Genomic DNA, 17,550 nt, shown 5'->3' with positions numbered 1-17,550 from the left:
TGGCCCGGCCTTGGCGTAGCACGAAGCTGCGGATGCTGCGGACGGATTTTTCCGGGGAGTGGGATTCGTTATCCGCCATCAGAAGAACAGGCCATCCAGCGGCGATGAGGCGTTGGCATAGCGCCGTTTCGGCATGCGACCGGCCAGAAAGGCCTCACGGCCGGCCTGTACGGCTTTGCACATCGCCGAAGCCATGAGGATCGGATCCTTCGCGGCAGCGATGGCGGTATTCATCAGCACGCCGTCACAACCGAGCTCCATGGCGATGGCAGCATCCGATGCGGTACCGACACCGGCATCGACCAGTACCGGAACCGTGGCGTTTTCGATGATTTCGAGCAGGCTCCATTTGTTCTGGATGCCGAGTCCCGATCCGATCGGGGCCGCCAGCGGCATGATCGCCACGCAGCCGATCTGTTCGAGTTGTTTGGCGATGATCGGATCGTCCGAGGTGTACACCATCACATCGAAGCCGTCGGCCACCAGTTTTTCGGCGGCAATCAGCGTCTGGGTGACATGCGGAAACAGGGTCTTGGGATCGCCCAGCACTTCCAGCTTCACCAGGGTGTGGCCATCGAGCAGTTCGCGTGCCAGCTGACAGGTGCGCACGGCGTCTTCGGCGTTGTAGCAGCCGGCCGTGTTGGGCAGCAACGTGAACCGGTCCGGCGGCAGGAAATCCAGCAGGTTCGGCTCCCCCTTGTTCTGTCCGAGATTGGTCCGGCGCAGCGCAACGGTGACGATTTCGGCGCCCGCCGCATCGGTCGCTTCGCGGGTCTGTTGGAAGTCGGCGAATTTCCCGGTTCCGGTCAGCAAGCGGGAGCGGTAGTGTTTCCCGGCGATGATCAGCGGGTCGTGGATGGTCGGCGTGGTCATGCGTGTATTATCGCCTGAATCGCGGCTTGCCGTCAGCCCTCAACCGCCACCCATGGCCTGGATGATTTCGATGCGGTCACCGTTCTGCAGCGCGTGGCCGGCATGCCGGCTTTTCGGCACGATTTGCCGGTTCACTTCCACGGCAAAGCGCTGCCCGGAAAGGCCGAGCTGATCGACCAGCTGCCGGATGTCGAGGTCGTGGTCAAAGTGCCGCAATTCGCCGTTGAGATACAATTCCATGCACACAGTTTAACGCCTGCACGGGCGACGGGAAACCGGACCATGAAGATTGCGGTGTTATCGCGGATCCCGGATCTGTATACCAACCATCGTCTGCAGGTTGCTGCGCGGGAGCGCGGTGCCGAAATGTGCATCCTCGATCCTCTGGTTCCGGTTGAACACGGGGGCACCGAATTCTTCGACGGCGTTATACCTCGCTTCGGGCCGATCTGGCAGAATCAGGGCGGTTTCTGGCTGGCCCATCTGCAGTCTGCCGGAGCCGTCTGCCTGAATACGGCGGAAGCAGTGGCGCTGGCCCGTGATAAACCGGCCGCGATGAGGGTCTTCGCGGATGGTCGGCTGCCGATGCCGCCGAGTGTTGCCGGCACGGCAGTGCGGAGCGCCACCGACCTCGCAAAGCTGCCTTTCGTGTTTCCGATGCTGATCAAGGAAGACGCCAGTTCCGGCGGCTGGGGCATTCACCGCGTTGCGGATACGGCCTCGGCTCTTGCCGTGATGGGGCCTTTGCATGCGGGCGGAGTGCCCTTCACCGTGCAGGCGTTCATCGCTGAGGCGGCGGGTCGTGATCTGCGGCTCTTTGTCTGCGACGGCCGGGTGATTGCCGCCATCACGCGGACGGCGCCGCCCGGGGAATTCAGGGCCAATGTCCGTCTGGGGGGCAGGGCCGAGGTGCACATCCCGGATCCGGCCGAAACGGCGTTGGCGCTTGCGGCAACGGCCGCGCTCGGACTTTCGGTTGCGGGCGTGGATCTGCTCCGGACCCCGGCCGGACCCATGCTGCTCGAGGTCAATGCCGCCCCCGGTTTCGAGGCCCTGGAGACCGCCACCGGCGCCGATATTGCCGGGTCGATGCTTGATTTGCTGATTTCCCGGATAAACGGTCAAAACAGCGTCGTGAATAACCAAATCATCAGATAGAATTAACGAAATATTAACGCATTGAGGTCTAGCCTTGTCCGACCATCTCTTCGGTTTGCGCGCCTCGTCAGCAACCAACCGGTTATGGTAATCGGAGCTTCACAGCCCTGACCCGGCAAGCGGGCAACCGCTTGCCGGGTTTTTAATGGTGCGCCGTGAATGATGCTATTCTTAAAAAACCACTATTGAATAGGTTTTTGATTTTAAAGATGAAGAATTTTGTAATTTTTTCGGCTCTGCTGCTCGCTTCACATATTGATGTAGCGTCAGCTAGGGATGCATCGGCTGTACAACTGTCTTTGACGGCCGGCAATATTGCGCAGCAACGGCTCGACATTAACCAGAAATTGACTCAGGTCGATTATGTTGAAATGACGCCGGACAAACGAAAGGTCTTGGATCAGTCGCTGGATGCCTTGGAGGGCGGTCAGTTGACATCCGCGGATGCTCTGGAGGCACAGAACAAGGTCAATGAAATTCTGAAACAGGCCTTCGCCGACAGCAAAATGGTCTGTACTTTCGAGCAACCGGTCGGTACGAACATGAAAAAGAAATCGTGCACCACGGCCGGCGCCAAGCGCAGGGCCTATGAAAAAACACAGTTGGATGGCGTGAACGTTAAACAGTGACATCAACCGAGATTCGAAAAATGCGCTTATTGGTGATCGAAGACAACCGCGACATCGCTGCTAATCTGGGCGACTATCTGGAAGACCGCGGCCACACGGTCGATTACGCCGCCGATGGCGTGACCGGACTGCATCTGGCCGTGGTCAATGACTTCGATGCCATCGTGCTCGATCTCAATCTGCCCGGCATTGACGGGATTGAAGTATGCCGCAAGCTGCGCATGGAGGGCCGCAAACAGACTCCGGTACTGATGCTGACCGCGCGCGATTCGCTGGAAAGCAAGCTCGCCGGTTTCGACTCGGGTGCCGATGATTACCTGGTCAAGCCGTTTGCGTTGCAGGAAGTGGAAGCCCGCCTGCAGGTGCTTGCGCGCCGCACCAAGACCAATGTCTCGCGCACGCTGGGCATTGCCGATCTCGAGTTCAATCTCGATACATTGGAAGTGCGCCGCGGCGGGGAATCGATCCAGCTCAATCCGACCGCATTGAAAATCCTGCAGGCTCTGATGGAAGCCTCGCCTTCGGTGGTGACCCGCAACGAACTGGAAACCCGGGTCTGGGGCGAAGAGCTGCCCGATTCCGACAGCCTGCGCGTGCATATCCACGGGTTGCGTGCGGCCATCGATAAGCCGTTTCCGACGGCGCTGATCCAGACGCGGCATGGCATAGGCTATCGAATCGTCGATCCCGATGCAGTACAGGCGTAGACTCCGAACCCGTATCATTTTCTCCTTTTTCCTGCTGGGCTTCGGGCTGACGGCTCTGTTCGCCTTGTCCTCCCTGTACCTGAGGTCCAAGCTGGAAGGCCAGCTGATCGAAAGCACGCTGCAGCGCGAAGTCGATAATTTCGTGGCACAGGTGCGCACCAATCCGCAGGGCACCGCCACTTTTTCGATGCTCTCGGCCAAAATCTGGAGCACGCGCAACGCCTATAAAATGCCGTTGGTGCTGCAGAATCTGAAAACCGGCGTATACGATATCGAAGAAGTCGACGGCAACGGCCAGCTGCACCGGTACAAATATGCCATCCGGCGTGATGCCGATCTGGTCAGCTATGTCCGTTACGACGTCACCAGCGCCAGCCTGAGCGAGCAGCGCCTGGTGCTTCTGGTCATCGGCGCCATTGCGGTGTTCTCCCTCCTGGCCTGGCTCATCGGCATCTGGTCGTCTTCGCGCGTGATCAGTCCGGTGTTGGAACTGGCCCGTCGGCTGCGCATGATGGTCGGTAAGGAAAGCAGCCAACAGCTGGCGCCGCTATTTCCGGACGATGAAGTCGGCCAGTTGGCCTCCGCGCTTGATGATTATTCCAGCCGGATGACCCAGATCGTCCGCCGCGACCGCGAGTTCAATGCCGATGTCAGCCACGAGCTGCGCACGCCGCTGGCGGTCATCCGCGGCGCCACGGAACTGCTTCTGGCCAATCCCGACATCACCGACAAGATGCGCCAGCGTCTGTTGCGCATCGATCGCGCTGCGCTGCAGTGCACCGATCTGACCACCGCCCTGCTGATGCTGTCGCGCAACGAGCGCGGCATGGGCAGCTGCGACATCGCCAAACTGGTACGCCAGCTGGCAGAGGCGAACCGTCCGCATCTGGCGAACAAGCCGGTCGAGATTTTCGTCGAAGGACTGGAAGGCGTCATCATCGAAGCGCCGGAAGCGGTGCTCTCGGTCGCCATCGGCAATCTGCTGGGCAATGCCTGCAAATACACGGTCGAGGGCGAGGTGCGCTGCCGGGTCGAAGCCGACTGCATCGCCATCGAGGATACCGGGCCGGGTCTGAGCACCGAAGATGCCGAGCGCCTGTTTGAGCGCGGCTACCGCGGCTCGAGCGTCGGCAACACCACCGGCGGCGGCATCGGTCTGTCCATCGTGCGCCGTCTGTGTGAACTGTATGGCTGGAAAGTGAGTATCGCACCGCGCGAGCAAGGCGGCGCGGTCGCCGTTCTGCGTTTCAGCTGATCAGAAACGGATCCACCAGCACTGATAATGCCGCTGCAGGCGGAATACCGTACTGACCGTCTCAGTGGCCGTCGCACTCTTGTACTGCATGACTTTCAGGGCGGACGGCAAAGTCCGCGGCGATTCCCGGTAGGTGTAATCCGCGGTATCGGGCAGTTCCTCTTCAGGTACATCCGACGGCGCCGGCGTCTTGGGCTCGGGATACAGCAGCTGCACATCCAGCAACGGCCGGTCCACCATGGCGTCCAGACGCGAGAGCAGGCTTTCCGACTGATCCTGGCTGACACCGACCCAATGGTAGCTTTTCACCAGTTGGTTGACGTCCTTCATGTCGATGGCGGAACGGACGCTGTAAAGCAGGTCCTCGGGATTTCTGCTGCATGCGGGCGGCGGCGGAAGACCGGTCCGGCCGGATCGCGATGCTTGCGGCGGTGCCGGGCCGGACGTGGCTGCGGCCGGCTTTTCGGTCTGTTCGGGTTCGCACAGGCGATCGGTATAAATCACGCTGCCGTCGGCGCGCAGGCAACGGTGCATGTCCTGTGCCGATGCCGCGTTGCCGGCCAGCAGGAGAAACAACACGCTGATGCGTAATGATGCCATAGCGGCACTCTAGCGCAGCTTCAGCGTAAACGCGAGAGCACCGCTTCGGTGGGTTTGGCCAGGTTCAGGGTATAGAAATGCAGTTCATCGGCGCCGCCCTCGAGCAGTCGACGGCACATGCCGGCCACGCAGTCGGCGGCGAACTCGCGGATGCTGGCGGCATCGTCGCCATAGGACAGCATGCGTTGGGCCATCCAGCGCGGAATCTCGGCGCCGCACATCTGCGAGAACCGGCGGATCTGCGAGAAATTCGAAATCGGCATGATGCCCGGGATGATCGGGATGGTGATGCCGCGCCGGCGCACATCCTCGACGAAACGGAAGTAGGCATCGGCATTGTAGAAGTACTGGGTAATCGCCGAGCTGGCGCCCAGCGCCGCTTTTTCCGCGAAGCGCGCGAGGTCGGATTCGGCATCTTCGGCCTGCGGGTGGAACTCCGGATAACAGGCGACGGTGATGTCGAACGTGTCGCCGTATTCGGTTTTGATGAAACGCACCAGATCGGCGGCGAAGTGCATGTCGCCGGCGCGCGCCATGCCCGAGGGCAGGTCGCCGCGCAGGGCGATGATGCGTTTACGGCCCTGGGCTTTGTACTGATCGAGCAGTCCCCGGATTTCGTCGCGGGTGCCGCCCATGCAGCTCAGATGCGGTACCGCATTCAGGCCATGGGTTTCGGCAAGCCGTTGAACCGTTTCCCCGGTATAGCTCAGGGTCGAGCCGCCGGCTCCGAAGGTCACCGAAGCGAACTCCGGAGCATGCATCTTCAGCGCGGCCGCGGTGCGGTCGAGCTGGGCACGCTGCTCGTCGGTTTTCGGCGGAAAGAACTCGTAGGAAATCTTCATGGCAGGTTCCGGACAAAAGAAAGGGCGCATGCGCGCCCTTTCCGGGGACTCAGTAGCGGTAGTGTTCCGGCTTGTACGGACCTTCCTTGGCGACGCCGAGGTAAGCGGCCTGTTCGTCGGTCAGCACGGTCAGCTTCACGCCGATCTTCTCCAGATGCAGGCGGGCCACTTCCTCGTCCAGCTTTTTCGGCAGGATGTAGACTTTCGGCTCATACACGTCCTTGTTCGCCCAGAGGTCGATCTGCGCCAGGGTCTGGTTGGAGAACGAGTTCGACATCACGAAGCTCGGATGGCCGGTGGCGCAGCCCAGGTTGACCAGACGGCCTTCGGCCAGCAGGTAGATGGCGTTGCCGTTGGCGAAGGTGTATTTGTCGACCTGCGGCTTGATGTTGAGCTTGACCGCGCCGGAGGTGTTCAGACGATCGACCTGGATTTCGTTGTCGAAGTGGCCGATGTTGCACACGATGGCCTGGTCCTTCATGGCCTGCATGTGTTCCAGGGTCAGCACATCCTTGTTGCCGGTGGTGGTGACGTAGATGTCACCGCGGCCCAGGGTGGCTTCCACGGTATTGACTTCAAAACCTTCCATCGCGGCCTGCAGGGCATTGATCGGATCGATTTCGGTGACCACCACGCGGCAGCCGTAGGCGCGCAGCGAATGGGCCGAGCCCTTGCCGACATCGCCGTAGCCGCAGACCACGGCGACCTTACCGGCCAGCATCACGTCCATCGCGCGTTTCAGGCCGTCGGCCAGCGATTCACGGCAGCCGTACAGGTTGTCGAACTTGGATTTGGTGACCGAGTCGTTGACGTTGATGGCCGGCACGCGCAGGCCGCCGACTTCCATCATCTGGTACAGGCGGTGTACGCCGGTGGTGGTTTCCTCGGAAACGCCGCGCCAGTCCTTCATCACATTGGTCCAGAAGCCCGGACGTTCGGATGCGGTGCGCTTCAGCAAATTCTTGATGACCTGCTCTTCGTGCGAGCCGGACGGGGTGTTGACCCAATCCGAACCCTGTTCCATTTCATAGCCTTTGTGCAGCAGCAGGGTGACGTCGCCGCCGTCATCGACCACCAGTTCGGGGCCCTTACCGCCCGGGAAGGTGACCGCGTCGAGCGTGCAATCCCAGTATTCTTCCAGGGTTTCGCCCTTCCAGGCGAATACCGGCGTGCCGCTGGCGGCAATGGCGGCGGCGGCATGGTCCTGGGTCGAGAAGATGTTGCAGGACGCCCAGCGCACGTCGGCACCGATGTCCTTCAGGGTCTCGATCAGCACGGCGGTCTGGATGGTCATGTGTAGCGAGCCGGTCACGCGCACGCCTTTGAGCGGGGCCTGGGCGGCGTATTTGTTGCGGATCGACATCAGGCCCGGCATTTCGGCCTCGGCAATGTCGATTTCCTTGCGGCCCCAGTCGGCCAGGGCGATGTCGGCGATTTTGTAATCGGGTTTCAGTTTCGTAACGGCGTTCATGCACGCTCCTTAAAGATCAAAGTGAGCGGGCGCAGTTGCAGTGACGACCGCCATCGAGCCTGTGCTTCCGCCTCAGCGGTGCTTGCAGCGCCCCTCGATGGGGTGTTTTGGTACAGGCCTTATGATACCGCCTGCACCGGAATGACATGTGAAAACGGGGGCGGATTGCGCCGCCCCCGGTTCCGGATTACTTCAGTTTCGCGGCCTTGCGCAGGGCTTCGGCGACGTCGGTTTTTTCCCAGCTGAACGCAGTGGCTTTGTGGGTTTTGCCGTGACCGTCGACATAGCTGACTTCCTGCGGCTTGCGGCCGAAGTGGCCGTAGCTGGCGGTGCGCTGGTAAATCGGGTGCAGCAGGTCGAGCATTTTGCTGATGCCATACGGACGCAGGTCGAAGTGGCCGCGGATCAGCTTTTCAATCTGTACGTCCGGAATCCTGCCGGTGCCGAAGGTGGTGACCGAAATCGAGGTCGGCTCGGCCACGCCGATGGCGTAGCTGACCTGCACTTCGCAGCGGTCGGCCAAGCCGGCGGCGACCACGTTCTTGGCCACGTAACGGGCGGCGTAGGCGGCCGAACGGTCGACCTTGGACGGATCCTTGCCCGAGAAGGCGCCGCCGCCATGGCGGGCCCAGCCGCCGTAGGTGTCGACGATGATCTTGCGGCCGGTCAGGCCGCAGTCGCCCACCGGGCCGCCGATTTCGAACTTGCCGGTCGGGTTGATGTGGTACTTGGTGCCTTTGTGCAGCAGTTTGCCCGGCAGCACCGGATCGATCACGTGCGCGCGCACGGCCTCGATCAGATCCTTCTGCTTGATGCCCGGATCGTGCTGGGTCGAGAGCACCACGGCATCGATGGCCACGGCCTTGTCGCCTTCATAGCGCAGGGTGACCTGGCTCTTGGCGTCCGGGCGCAGCCAGGGCAGCGGCGAATTCTTCTGCTTGCGCACTTTGGCCTGGCGTTCGACCAGACGGTGCGACAGATGGATGGCTGCCGGCATGAAGCTTTCGGTTTCGTTGGTGGCATAGCCGAACATCAAGCCCTGGTCGCCGGCGCCCTGGTCTTCCGGACGCTTGCGGTCGACGCCTTGGTTGATGTCGACCGACTGCTTGCCGATCATGTTGATGATGGCGCAGGTGTGGCCGTCGAAGCCGACGTCGGAATTGTTGTAGCCGATGTCGTTGATGACCTTGCGGGCCAGTGCTTCGATATCGACCCAGGCCGAGGTGGTGATTTCACCGGCCACGATGGCGGCGCCGGTTTTCACCAGGGTTTCGCAGGCCACGCGGGCGTGCTTGTCCTGGGCCAGGATGGCGTCGAGGACGGCATCGGAAATCTGGTCGGCGAGTTTGTCCGGGTGGCCTTCGGAGACCGACTCGGAAGTGAACAGGTAATTGCTCATCGCGGCATATATCCTTTAATCGAGATAGAAAGATACAACTTGGGGAGCGCATAGAATACAGGCAAACGCCCCGGTGCGCATCAACTTTTTGACCCCTCCGGTTTAGCCGCCGTTCAACTGGCCCAGAATTTGCTAAAGTGACGTTTCCAAACAAGCATTTACAGGGGATTGTCATGGGATTCAAACGCATCGCAAGCGCACGCTGGGAAGGCGATCTGATGGCCGGCAAGGGCAGCATGAGCACGCCGCAGAGCGGCCTGTTCGCCGACCAGAACTATTCCTTCAAAACCCGCTTCGGCGACGAGAAAGGCACCAATCCCGAAGAACTGCTGGCCGCCGCGCATGCCGGCTGCTTCAGCATGGCACTGGCAGCGGTACTCGGCAAAGCCGGATTCACGCCGGACCGGATCGACACGCGGGCCGAAGCGATGATGGAACCGGGCATGGATCCGGGTCCGACGGTGACCGGTGTGCACCTGATCGTTTCAGCAAGCGTGCCGGGAATTACTTCGGCGCAGTTCGCCGAAATCGCCGAAGCCGCCAAGGCCGGCTGCGTGATTTCGCGGGCGCTGGCGGTGCCGGTGACGCTGGAAGCGACGCTGGCTTAAGCCATCAGCGCCGAGAAATAATCCTCGGTAATCGCGGTCTGCTCGCTTGCCGTTTCGGCCTTGTTGACCCGCGCCCGGAATTCGGCGGCATTGTCCTGTTCGGCGCTGTACCAACCCAGATGCTTGCGGGCGATGCGCACGCCCTGCGGCTCGCCATAGAATTCATGCAGCTGGCGCAGATGGCCGAGCAGGGTTTCGGCGATGAATGCCACAGAAGGCTCCGGCAGCAGTTCGCCGGTGTCCAGATAATGTTGGATCTGCCGGAAAATCCAGGGTCGGCCCTGCGCCGCGCGGCCGATCATCACCGCATCGGCTTTGGTGTATTCCAGAACGTATTTGGCCTTGAGCGGATCGGTGATATCGCCGTTGGCCACCACCGGAATGCGCACGGCCTGCTTGACCGCGGCGATGGTGTCGTATTCGGCTGCGCCCGTATAGAAATCCTGACGCGTGCGGCCATGCACCGCCAAGGATTGGATGCCGCAGTCCTCGGCAATGCGGGCGATGGCCAGTGCATTGCGGGAATCGGGACTCCAGCCGGTACGGATTTTCAGGGTGACCGGCACCTCGACGGCCTTGACGGTGGCGCTCAGGATCGCAGCCACCAGTTTTTCATCACGCATCAAAGCCGAGCCGGCCAGGACATTGCAGACTTTTTTGGCCGGACAGCCCATGTTGATGTCGATGATCTGTGCGCCGTGGTCAACATTGAAGCGCGCCGCTTCCGCCAGCTGCGCCGGATCGGTGCCCGCAATCTGCACCGAAATCGGGGAGGCTTCATCCGAGTGATCCATGCGATGCACCGATTTGCTGGTGCGCCAGAAGCGCGGGTCGGAGATGGTCATCTCGGAGACGCACAGGCCTGCGCCCATTTTTTTGCATAGCATCCGGAACGGCTTGTCGGTGACGCCGGCCATCGGCGCCAGGATCAGGTTCGGCGAAATGGCATGCGGCCCGATGTGCATGATCAGCCGAAGCGGGCGGCGATATCGGCCCGTGTCGGCATGGCGAGTGCCGCACCGGCGCGCTCGACCTTGCAGGAAGCGGCCAGCACCGCAAACGCGCAGGCGTCGATCAATGCGGATCCGTGCGCCAGCTCCGCCGCCAATGCGCCGTTGAAGCAATCGCCGGCGCCGGTCGTGTCCCTGACGCTGACGTTCGGCGGCGCGAATTCATGGAATCCGGAAGGCGTGCTGAGCACGGCGCCGCGGGCACCGAGCGTAATCACCGTGTCGGGGCAGGGCAGTTTCCGGGCCAGGGCATGCAATGCGCCGGCATCGCGTTGCGCGATGCTTTCGGCGCTGACGTCTTCGCCTTGGGCCTGCAGCAAGGCGGCGAACTCGCTTTCATTCGGGCTCAGTATGTCCGCCAGGGCATGCAATTCCGCGGAATCTCCGGAGGCCGGCGCCGGATTGACGATGCTGCGCACGCCGGCTTTTTTCGCCAGATGCAGGGCAGCAAGGCTGGCCCCGAGTGCGGCTTCCTGCTGAAGCAGCAGAATCCGGGCATGGCGGATGTCTTCGGCATGTGCGGAGATGTGCGTGGGCGATAACCGGGTATTCGCGGCCAGATCCACCAGAATCTGGTTCTGTCCATCGTCATCCAGCCAGATCGCGGCGTTGCCGGTGGCGGCACCCGCACATTTTTGCCAGGCACAAGGCAGAGCTTCGCGCTCTGCCAGCTGCATGGCGAGCCCACCGAGGGCATCCTCGCCGATGGCGGCGATGAACAGGGTGTTGCCCCCGAGCCGATGTGCGGCCATGGCCTGATTGAAGCCTTTACCGCCGGGACCTTGGGAAAAGTGGCCGGTGCGTGTTTCACCGGCCTTCGGAAACCGCGGCGTGCGCCAAACCAGATCCTGGTTGTAGGAGCCCGCCACGACGATCATGATCAGCCGCCGAGCTGGAGCAGGACGCCGGCGATGGTGGCAGTCATCAGGGTGGCGATGGAGCCGCCGAGCACGGCACGCAGGCCGAAGCGGGCCAGATCGGCGCGCCGTTCCGGTGCCAGACTGCCGATGCCGCCGATCTGGATGGCGATCGAGGCGAAATTGGCGAAGCCGCACAGGGCGTAGGTCAGGATCAGGCGCGAATGTTCGCTGATGGCGCCCGGGCCGTCGCCGACCGGGGTCTGCGACAATTGCAGGTAAGCGATGAATTCATTCAGCACCACTTTCTGGCCGATCAATCCGCCGGCGATGACGGCATCGTTCCAGTCCACGCCGATGACCCAGGCGATCGGCGCCAGGATGTAGCCGAGGATCAGGCCCAGATTGAGCGTGACCGGAGCTGCCCCGGGAGCGGCGCCCTGGTTCAGCATCATGTTGAGGCTCTGGTAGCCGGCAATATGCCAGTCACCGACCCAGCCGATCACCGAATTGATCATGGCGATGAGCGCCACGAAGGCCAGCAGCATGGCGGCGATGTTGATGGCCAGTTTCATGCCGTCCGAGGCACCGCCGGCGGCGGCATCGATGACATTGGCGCTTTCCTTTTCGACATGCACGCTGACCTTGCCGCGGGTCAGTGGTTCGCCGGTTTCGGGAATCAGCATCTTGGCAATCAGCAGCGTGGCCGGCGCGGCCATGATCGATGCGGCCAGGAAGTGTTTGGCATACATCTGCTGCATGGCCGGATCGGTGCCGGCCAGCATGCCGATGTAGATGGCCATCACGCCGCCGGCGATGTGCGCCATGCCGCCGATCATCATGGTCAGCAGTTCGGAGTCGGTCATGCGGTTGATGTAGGGGCGGACCGTCAGCGGTGCTTCGGTCTGGCCGATGAATACGCTGGCACACACGCTGGTGGTTTCAGCACCGGACACGCGCATGACTTTGGTAATCGCCAGCGCCATGATCTTGACGATCCACTGCATCACGCCGATGTGGTACAGGATGGCCATGAATGCGGCGAAGAAAATCACGGTGGGCAGGGCATGGAAGATGAACACGAAACCGTATTTGTCCTGATCGGCCATGCCGCCGAGAATCATTTTCGACCCTTCGTTGGTGAAGTTGATCAGGGTCACGAACAGATGGCCGAGGCCTTCGAAGATGGTGCTGCCCCAGGTGGTCAGTAGTACGAAGGCGGCGAAGGCGATCTGCAGTGCCACGCCGGTGAGCACCAGGCGCCAGTCGATGGCGCGTTTGTTGTTGGAAAACAGCCAGGCAATGGCCAGCAGGCAGCTGAGGCCGAAAAGTCCGAAAAGCACTGCGCTCATGGGGAAATCCGTAGAAGGTGACCGTCAAAGGGTAGTCTACGGGGCCGGATTGGGCAAGCCTGAAGGCTCAGGGCAGACGGTTTCCGGCCGAACGGTAAAGGGCGTACCAATGCTCCCGCGGCAGGCGGATGGTGGCCGCTGCGGAAAGCTGCTTCAGGCGTTGCGGGTCGGTACTTCCGAGCAGAACCTGCATGCCTGCCGGATGGCGCAGGATCCAGGCGATGGCGATGGCACCGGCGCTGCAGCCGTAAATCTGCGCCAACGTGTTGAGGGCATGGTTCAGTTCCGCAAAATCCGGATGGCCCAGGAAATTCCCCGCGAACATGCCGAACTGCAGCGGCGACCACGCCTGCACGCGCAGCCCGTTCATGCGGCAAAAATCGATGACCGAACCGTCGCGGTCGATGCCGCCGTCAAATCCGGTATTGGCCTGCAGCGCCGCATCGATCGGCCCGGTATGGGCCAGACCGAACTGCACCTGGTTGACGCACAGGGGCTGTTCCAAGGCTGATTGCAGCAGTTCGATCTGCATGGGCCGGAAGTTGCTGACACCGAACCGGCGCACCTTTCCCGCGGCCTGCAGCCGGCTGAAGGCTTCGGCGACTTCCGCCGGTTCCATCAGTGCGTCGGGCCGGTGCAGCAGCAGGGTGTCGAGATAATCGGTGCCGAGACGGTCGAGAATGCCGTCGACCGAGGCCAGAATGTGGCCGGCACTGCTGTCGTAATGTCCGTCGCGGATACCGCATTTGCTTTGAATGATGATGGATTCGCGCGGGCAACCGAGCGTGCGCAGGGACTGCGCGAATCGCCGTTCGCTCTCGCCGCCGCCGTAGATGTCGGCATGGTCGAATTGCCGGATGCCGCTTTCCAGCGCCGATTGAAGCAGGACGGTGATCTGCTGGGGTGTCCGCTCGTGCAGACGCCAGCATCCCAGCATCAGGCGGTCATCGATTTCAGTGGCAGACAGTGTCATCGGGGTCTCCTTGCCCTTCCATATTAATAGGTGTTGCCGCATCCGGCATCTCAAAATGAAAAGCCCGGCAATGCCGGGCTTTTCGGAGCGGATCGGATTTCAGCGGGGATCGCCGATTTCGGATTCGATGATTTCGATTTCCACGTCTTCATCCATTGCCGGACCGACCAGGGTAATGGTGCGGAATCGGTCGCCGCCGCCGATCAGGTCTTCGGTCAGCAGGCCGCCCTCGGCGCCGTCGAACAGCATGGCAACACGCGGCGGGCCGGGCGGCATCGGGGGCATGGGCGGCATCGGCGGTTCCATCGGGCCCATTTTCGGCGCGCTGATGCTGACCGACTGTGCTTTGCGGTCGCGCAGAATGTCGATGGCGACTTTCTCGCCTTCATTCTTGCCATGCATGGCTTCGAGCACATCGCGCGATTTGGCGACCGGCTTGCCATTGATTTTGAGGATGACATCGCCGGCCTGCAACTGCGGGAATTCGGCTTTCGGGCTCAACACCAGTACGCCGGTGTTGCTGCCGAAATAGCGGCCCAGCTGCGGGTTCAGTTCGGCAAGGTTCATGCCGCTCCAGCGCGTAGCGAATGCGAAGGCGTGCGGTGCTCCGCCGGGCATGGGGCCGCGCGTCTCGCGGTTGACGATCATCTGCGGTTCGATTTTTCCGGCTTTCAGCGTGGCATTGGCCGATTTGCCGTTGCGGGTGTAGGCCAGTTTCACGGTCTGTCCTTCCTTCAGATTGGACAGTGCGGCCCGGGCCTGATCGACGCCGGCCTGGTCTTTGGCGGAGATGGCTTTGCCGTTGATGGCGGTGATGACGTCGCCGGCCTGCAGACCGGCGTCCTTGGCCGGACCTTTCGGACTGACCGCAGCGATTTTCACGCCGTTGCCGCTGTTCGGTGCCATGACCACACCCAGACCGATTCGCGGGCCGGCCGGGTACATTTCGATCCGCTTTCCGCCGCGCTTGTCCTCGATCCGGCCCGGACCTTTGCCGGCCGGCGCGGTGGTGGTGACGCTGCGCTCGACCATGCCGGTTTCGCTGTCGCGTTTGGTTTCGATGATGGTGATCTGCATCTGGTCATCGGGACCGAGTTTCTTGGACAACTCCTGGATGCGTTTGCTCAGCTGCTCGATTTCGGCACGCGCGGCTTTCTGTTCATCGGCAGAGGCTTTCGTGGTCTGTCCATAAGCGGTCGTGGAAATAAAGCCTGCGGCCAGTATCAGCGGAATGAGGTTTTTCGGGGTGAACATGGAAATCTCCTTGAGGGATAGGTTTCAGTTGGTGCTGGCCAGAGCCAGGTCGAAATTGCGGCCGGCCGCGTTGAAGTCGGCATTGGTCCGGTTGAGCTGCAGGCCTTGGTCGAGCAGACTGATGCGTTGCTGCCAGAGGGCACGGGCATCTTCCGGTGAAGGCTGCTGCGAAAGACCGGCGTCGATGGCAGCCAGCTGCTCTTCGATGCCGATATTGGCGGCAATCACGCTGGCACTGGAGATGGCATCGTCCTGTTGGGCATAGAACGCTTTTTCCAGCTGCGCCGAGCGGTCCATCAGCACCTGCATATCGGCGGTTCCGGCGCTCAGTGCCGTCGTGGCCGAAGGCGGTGTGTCGGTATGTGTGCCGGATTGCCAAAGCAGCAGCGCCAGCACAGTGCTTGCGGCCAAAGCAAATGCCGGCTTCGGCCAGACGGGTTTCCGGGGCAGATGCCGCTGCAGGCCGGGCCAGGCGCTTTCGGCCGGGGCTTCCAGCGGCAGTTGACGCAATGCATTCGGCAGATCAATAGCGGTGTTCATGGTTCGATTCCTGGTACAGGCCGGATGGCCAGAGTGTCACGGAGTTTTCGGGTGCCGCGGGCAAGCTGTGATTTCGAGAAGGACGGCGTTTTCCCCATTTGCCCGGCGATTTCTTCATGGGTGAAGCCTTCCACGTGGTAAAGCCACAGAACCGAACGCGTCAGCGCGGGAAGCGTCTGCAGGGCATCGATCATCTGCGCGGCTTCAGCGGCCTGCGGCGGCATCGCCGTCCCGCTGTCGGCCAGGTCCGATTCGTACACGTCTTCTTCCTTGAAGCCCTTCGCGCTGCGACGAAGCCGCATCAGCGCTTCATTCACGGCAATCTGCCTCAGCCAGCCCCAGAACGGGGACTGCCCTTTGAATTCGCCGATCCGCGTCATCACCTTGATCATGCAGTCCTGAAGAACCTCCTGGGCTTCGGCCGGCTGCCCGCACAGGCGCAGTCCGAGGGTGTAAATCGGCCGTTCGAACCAACGGTAAATCTGCTCGAAAGCCTGCGCATCCCCGCGTTTGGCGCGTTGAATCAGGCTGTCCGGCACATCGATCGCGAAGTGGGTTGAATGGCTCACTGTTTACAAGATGCCCCGGGGCGGAAAAGGGTCGCACCCAATTGAATCGTCCTATAATAGGACCACACAAGATCCGAGGTGTTCCATGAACTTTCTGTATATTGCCCTGTTGTTTTTCGCCATGGTGGTTCTCTACAAAGCGGTGCGCATGGTGCCGCAGGGGTTCCAGTGGACCGTCGAGACCTTCGGCAAGTACACCAAGACCCTGAGCCCCGGCCTGCATATCCTGGTCCCGATCATGCAGGACATCGGCCGCAAGGTGAATATGATGGAGCAGGTTCTGGAAATCCCCTCGCAGGACGTGATCACCAAGGACAACGCCGTGGTGAAAGTGGACGGCGTGGTGTTCTTCCAGGTGCTGGACGCCGCCAAGGCGGCTTACGAAGTGTCCGATCTGCAGCAGGCCACCATTGCCCTGGTGATGACCAACATCCGGACCGCCATCGGCTCCATGGATCTCGACGAGTCGCTGTCCAAGCGCGACGAGATCAATGCCAAACTGCTGACCGTGGTCGATACCGCAACCCATCCCTGGGGCATCAAGGTCAACCGCATCGAGCTGAAGGACATCCAGCCGCCGCGTGATCTGGTCGACTCGATGGCGCGTCAGATGAAAGCCGAGCGCGAGAAGCGCGCCAACATTCTGGAAGCCGAGGGTCTGCGTCAGGCCGAGATCCTCCGCGCCGAGGGCGAGAAGCAGGGCGCCATCCTGCAGGCCGAGGGCAAGAAAGAGGCCGCTTTCCGTGAAGCAGAGGCCCGCGAACGCCTGGCCGAAGCCGAAGCCAAGGCCACGCAACTGGTGTCGACCGCGATTTCACAGGGCGATGTGCAGGCGATCAATTATTTCGTCGCCCAGAAGTATGTCGAAGCCCTCGGCAAGTTCGCCGACTCGCCCAATCAGAAACTGATGATCCTGCCGACCGAAGTCACCGGCGTCATGGGTTCGATCGCCGGCATCGCCGAGCTGGCCAAGGCCAGTCTGGAAAAACCGGCGCAGGATAAAACCAAATGAGCAATGCCGCCATTTTCTGGGCAGTGATGGCGCTGGTCCTGATCGGACTGGAAACGCTGGCGCCCGGCATCCTGTTCCTGTGGCTCGGTTTCGCCGCCGCCGGGGTCTTCCTGCTGCTGGTCCTCGGTCTTCCGGTGCCGCTGTTGGCCCAGATTCTGGTGTTCGTGATCCTCTCTTTCGTTTCGGTCGGGATTTACTGGCGCTATTTCCGCAAGGCCGGCGAAAGCACCGACCAGCCCTTGCTGAACCGCAAGCAGGACCAGCTGCTCGGGCGGATTCTGGTGCTGGAATCGGCGATCGTCAACGGCAACGGCCGCGTGCAGATCGGCGACGCCTTCTGGCAGGTGCGCGGACCCGATGCCCCGCAGGGCGCGCGCGTCACCGTGATCGCCGTGGATGACGGCATTCTGAAGGTCGGCCTCGCCGATTGATCGGGGCGCT

At 61.7% G+C, this 17,550-nt stretch carries 20 protein-coding genes and 1 riboswitch; of the genes, 7 read left to right on the top strand and 13 right to left on the bottom strand.

The window, feature by feature from the left end; all coding sequences use genetic code 11:
• Positions 1-78: 78 nt before the first annotated feature.
• Positions 79-873 (bottom strand): thiazole synthase, encoded by a 795-nt coding sequence (locus Q0W88_RS03265; RefSeq protein WP_297799971.1) that lies wholly within the window; start codon positions 871-873, stop codon positions 79-81.
• Positions 874-912: 39 nt separating this feature from the next.
• On the bottom strand, positions 913-1,113 hold the full coding sequence (gene thiS / locus Q0W88_RS03260; protein WP_297799968.1) for a sulfur carrier protein ThiS: 201 nt from the start codon (positions 1,111-1,113) through the stop codon (positions 913-915).
• Between the two features lie 42 nt (positions 1,114-1,155).
• Between thiS and Q0W88_RS03255 the strand changes: the two genes are divergently transcribed.
• The 4 genes from Q0W88_RS03255 (at position 1,156) to Q0W88_RS03240 (ending at position 4,622) form a co-directional block, all read left to right on the top strand.
• Entirely contained in the window at positions 1,156-2,031 is an 876-nt protein-coding gene (locus Q0W88_RS03255; RefSeq protein ID WP_297799966.1) for a RimK family alpha-L-glutamate ligase, read from the top strand.
• 209 nt (positions 2,032-2,240) lie between these two features.
• On the top strand, positions 2,241-2,660 hold the full coding sequence (locus Q0W88_RS03250; protein WP_297799964.1) for a hypothetical protein: 420 nt from the start codon (positions 2,241-2,243) through the stop codon (positions 2,658-2,660).
• A gap of 20 nt (positions 2,661-2,680) precedes the next feature.
• Positions 2,681-3,367 carry a response regulator transcription factor gene (locus tag Q0W88_RS03245; protein ID WP_297799961.1) on the top strand — a complete coding sequence of 229 codons (687 nt, stop codon included), beginning with the start codon at positions 2,681-2,683 and terminating at the stop codon, positions 3,365-3,367.
• On the top strand, positions 3,351-4,622 hold the full coding sequence (locus tag Q0W88_RS03240) for a HAMP domain-containing sensor histidine kinase (RefSeq protein WP_297799958.1): 1,272 nt from the start codon (positions 3,351-3,353) through the stop codon (positions 4,620-4,622). The genes Q0W88_RS03245 and Q0W88_RS03240 overlap by 17 nt, the downstream gene beginning before the upstream one ends.
• Here Q0W88_RS03240 and Q0W88_RS03235 read toward each other — a convergent pair whose 3' ends face one another.
• The 4 genes from Q0W88_RS03235 to metK all read right to left on the bottom strand — a co-directional run bounded on the left by Q0W88_RS03235 (position 4,623) and on the right by metK (position 8,934).
• Positions 4,623-5,222 (bottom strand): hypothetical protein, encoded by a 600-nt coding sequence (locus tag Q0W88_RS03235; protein WP_297799956.1) that lies wholly within the window; start codon positions 5,220-5,222, stop codon positions 4,623-4,625.
• Between the two features lie 20 nt (positions 5,223-5,242).
• Positions 5,243-6,064: a methylenetetrahydrofolate reductase [NAD(P)H] gene (metF, locus tag Q0W88_RS03230; protein WP_297799953.1), complete on the bottom strand. Its 822-nt coding sequence runs from the start codon at positions 6,062-6,064 to the stop codon at positions 5,243-5,245.
• 49 nt (positions 6,065-6,113) lie between these two features.
• Entirely contained in the window at positions 6,114-7,535 is a 1,422-nt protein-coding gene (gene ahcY / locus Q0W88_RS03225) for an adenosylhomocysteinase (protein ID WP_297799951.1), read from the bottom strand.
• Positions 7,536-7,555: 20 nt separating this feature from the next.
• A riboswitch (S-adenosyl-L-homocysteine riboswitch) is annotated at positions 7,556-7,637 on the bottom strand.
• A gap of 85 nt (positions 7,638-7,722) precedes the next feature.
• Complete coding sequence (gene metK / locus Q0W88_RS03220) at positions 7,723-8,934, bottom strand: methionine adenosyltransferase (RefSeq protein ID WP_297799950.1); 1,212 nt, start codon at positions 8,932-8,934, stop codon at positions 7,723-7,725.
• Between the two features lie 173 nt (positions 8,935-9,107).
• Here metK and Q0W88_RS03215 point away from each other — a divergent pair, with 173 nt between their 5' ends.
• A complete protein-coding gene (locus tag Q0W88_RS03215; protein ID WP_297799947.1) occupies positions 9,108-9,542 on the top strand; it encodes an OsmC family protein in 435 nt (144 codons plus the stop codon).
• Here the strand turns inward: Q0W88_RS03215 and dusB are convergent.
• The 7 genes from dusB to Q0W88_RS03180 all read right to left on the bottom strand — a co-directional run bounded on the left by dusB (position 9,539) and on the right by Q0W88_RS03180 (position 16,097).
• On the bottom strand, positions 9,539-10,507 hold the full coding sequence (gene dusB / locus Q0W88_RS03210; RefSeq protein ID WP_297799945.1) for a tRNA dihydrouridine synthase DusB: 969 nt from the start codon (positions 10,505-10,507) through the stop codon (positions 9,539-9,541). The genes Q0W88_RS03215 and dusB overlap by 4 nt on opposite strands.
• A gap of 2 nt (positions 10,508-10,509) precedes the next feature.
• Positions 10,510-11,430, bottom strand: a complete 921-nt coding sequence (locus Q0W88_RS03205; RefSeq protein WP_297799943.1) for a ribokinase — start codon at positions 11,428-11,430, stop codon at positions 10,510-10,512.
• A gap of 2 nt (positions 11,431-11,432) precedes the next feature.
• Positions 11,433-12,761, bottom strand: a complete 1,329-nt coding sequence (locus Q0W88_RS03200) for a nucleoside transporter C-terminal domain-containing protein (protein WP_297799940.1) — start codon at positions 12,759-12,761, stop codon at positions 11,433-11,435.
• A gap of 67 nt (positions 12,762-12,828) precedes the next feature.
• A complete protein-coding gene (locus Q0W88_RS03195; protein WP_297799938.1) occupies positions 12,829-13,734 on the bottom strand; it encodes an aldo/keto reductase in 906 nt (301 codons plus the stop codon).
• 99 nt (positions 13,735-13,833) lie between these two features.
• Positions 13,834-14,988, bottom strand: a complete 1,155-nt coding sequence (locus Q0W88_RS03190; protein WP_297799936.1) for a PDZ domain-containing protein — start codon at positions 14,986-14,988, stop codon at positions 13,834-13,836.
• A gap of 24 nt (positions 14,989-15,012) precedes the next feature.
• A complete protein-coding gene (locus tag Q0W88_RS03185) occupies positions 15,013-15,528 on the bottom strand; it encodes a hypothetical protein (protein WP_297799934.1) in 516 nt (171 codons plus the stop codon).
• On the bottom strand, positions 15,525-16,097 hold the full coding sequence (locus tag Q0W88_RS03180) for a sigma-70 family RNA polymerase sigma factor (RefSeq protein WP_297799932.1): 573 nt from the start codon (positions 16,095-16,097) through the stop codon (positions 15,525-15,527). Before Q0W88_RS03180 ends, Q0W88_RS03185 begins: the two co-directional genes overlap by 4 nt.
• Before the next feature lie 85 nt (positions 16,098-16,182).
• Here Q0W88_RS03180 and Q0W88_RS03175 point away from each other — a divergent pair, with 85 nt between their 5' ends.
• Together Q0W88_RS03175 and Q0W88_RS03170 are read left to right on the top strand one after the other, a co-directional pair.
• Positions 16,183-17,109 carry an SPFH domain-containing protein gene (locus tag Q0W88_RS03175; protein WP_297799930.1) on the top strand — a complete coding sequence of 309 codons (927 nt, stop codon included), beginning with the start codon at positions 16,183-16,185 and terminating at the stop codon, positions 17,107-17,109.
• Positions 17,106-17,540 carry an NfeD family protein gene (locus Q0W88_RS03170; protein ID WP_297799928.1) on the top strand — a complete coding sequence of 145 codons (435 nt, stop codon included), beginning with the start codon at positions 17,106-17,108 and terminating at the stop codon, positions 17,538-17,540. Before Q0W88_RS03175 ends, Q0W88_RS03170 begins: the two co-directional genes overlap by 4 nt.
• Positions 17,541-17,550 lie beyond the last annotated feature (10 nt).

It is taken from the genome of Arenimonas sp. GDDSR-1 (genome assembly GCF_025980345.1).
In the GTDB taxonomy this organism is placed as follows: Bacteria; Pseudomonadota; Gammaproteobacteria; order Xanthomonadales; family Xanthomonadaceae; genus Arenimonas.
The sequence above is the reverse complement of the archived record's forward strand: the minus strand, read 5'-3'. Positions and strand labels throughout refer to the sequence as shown.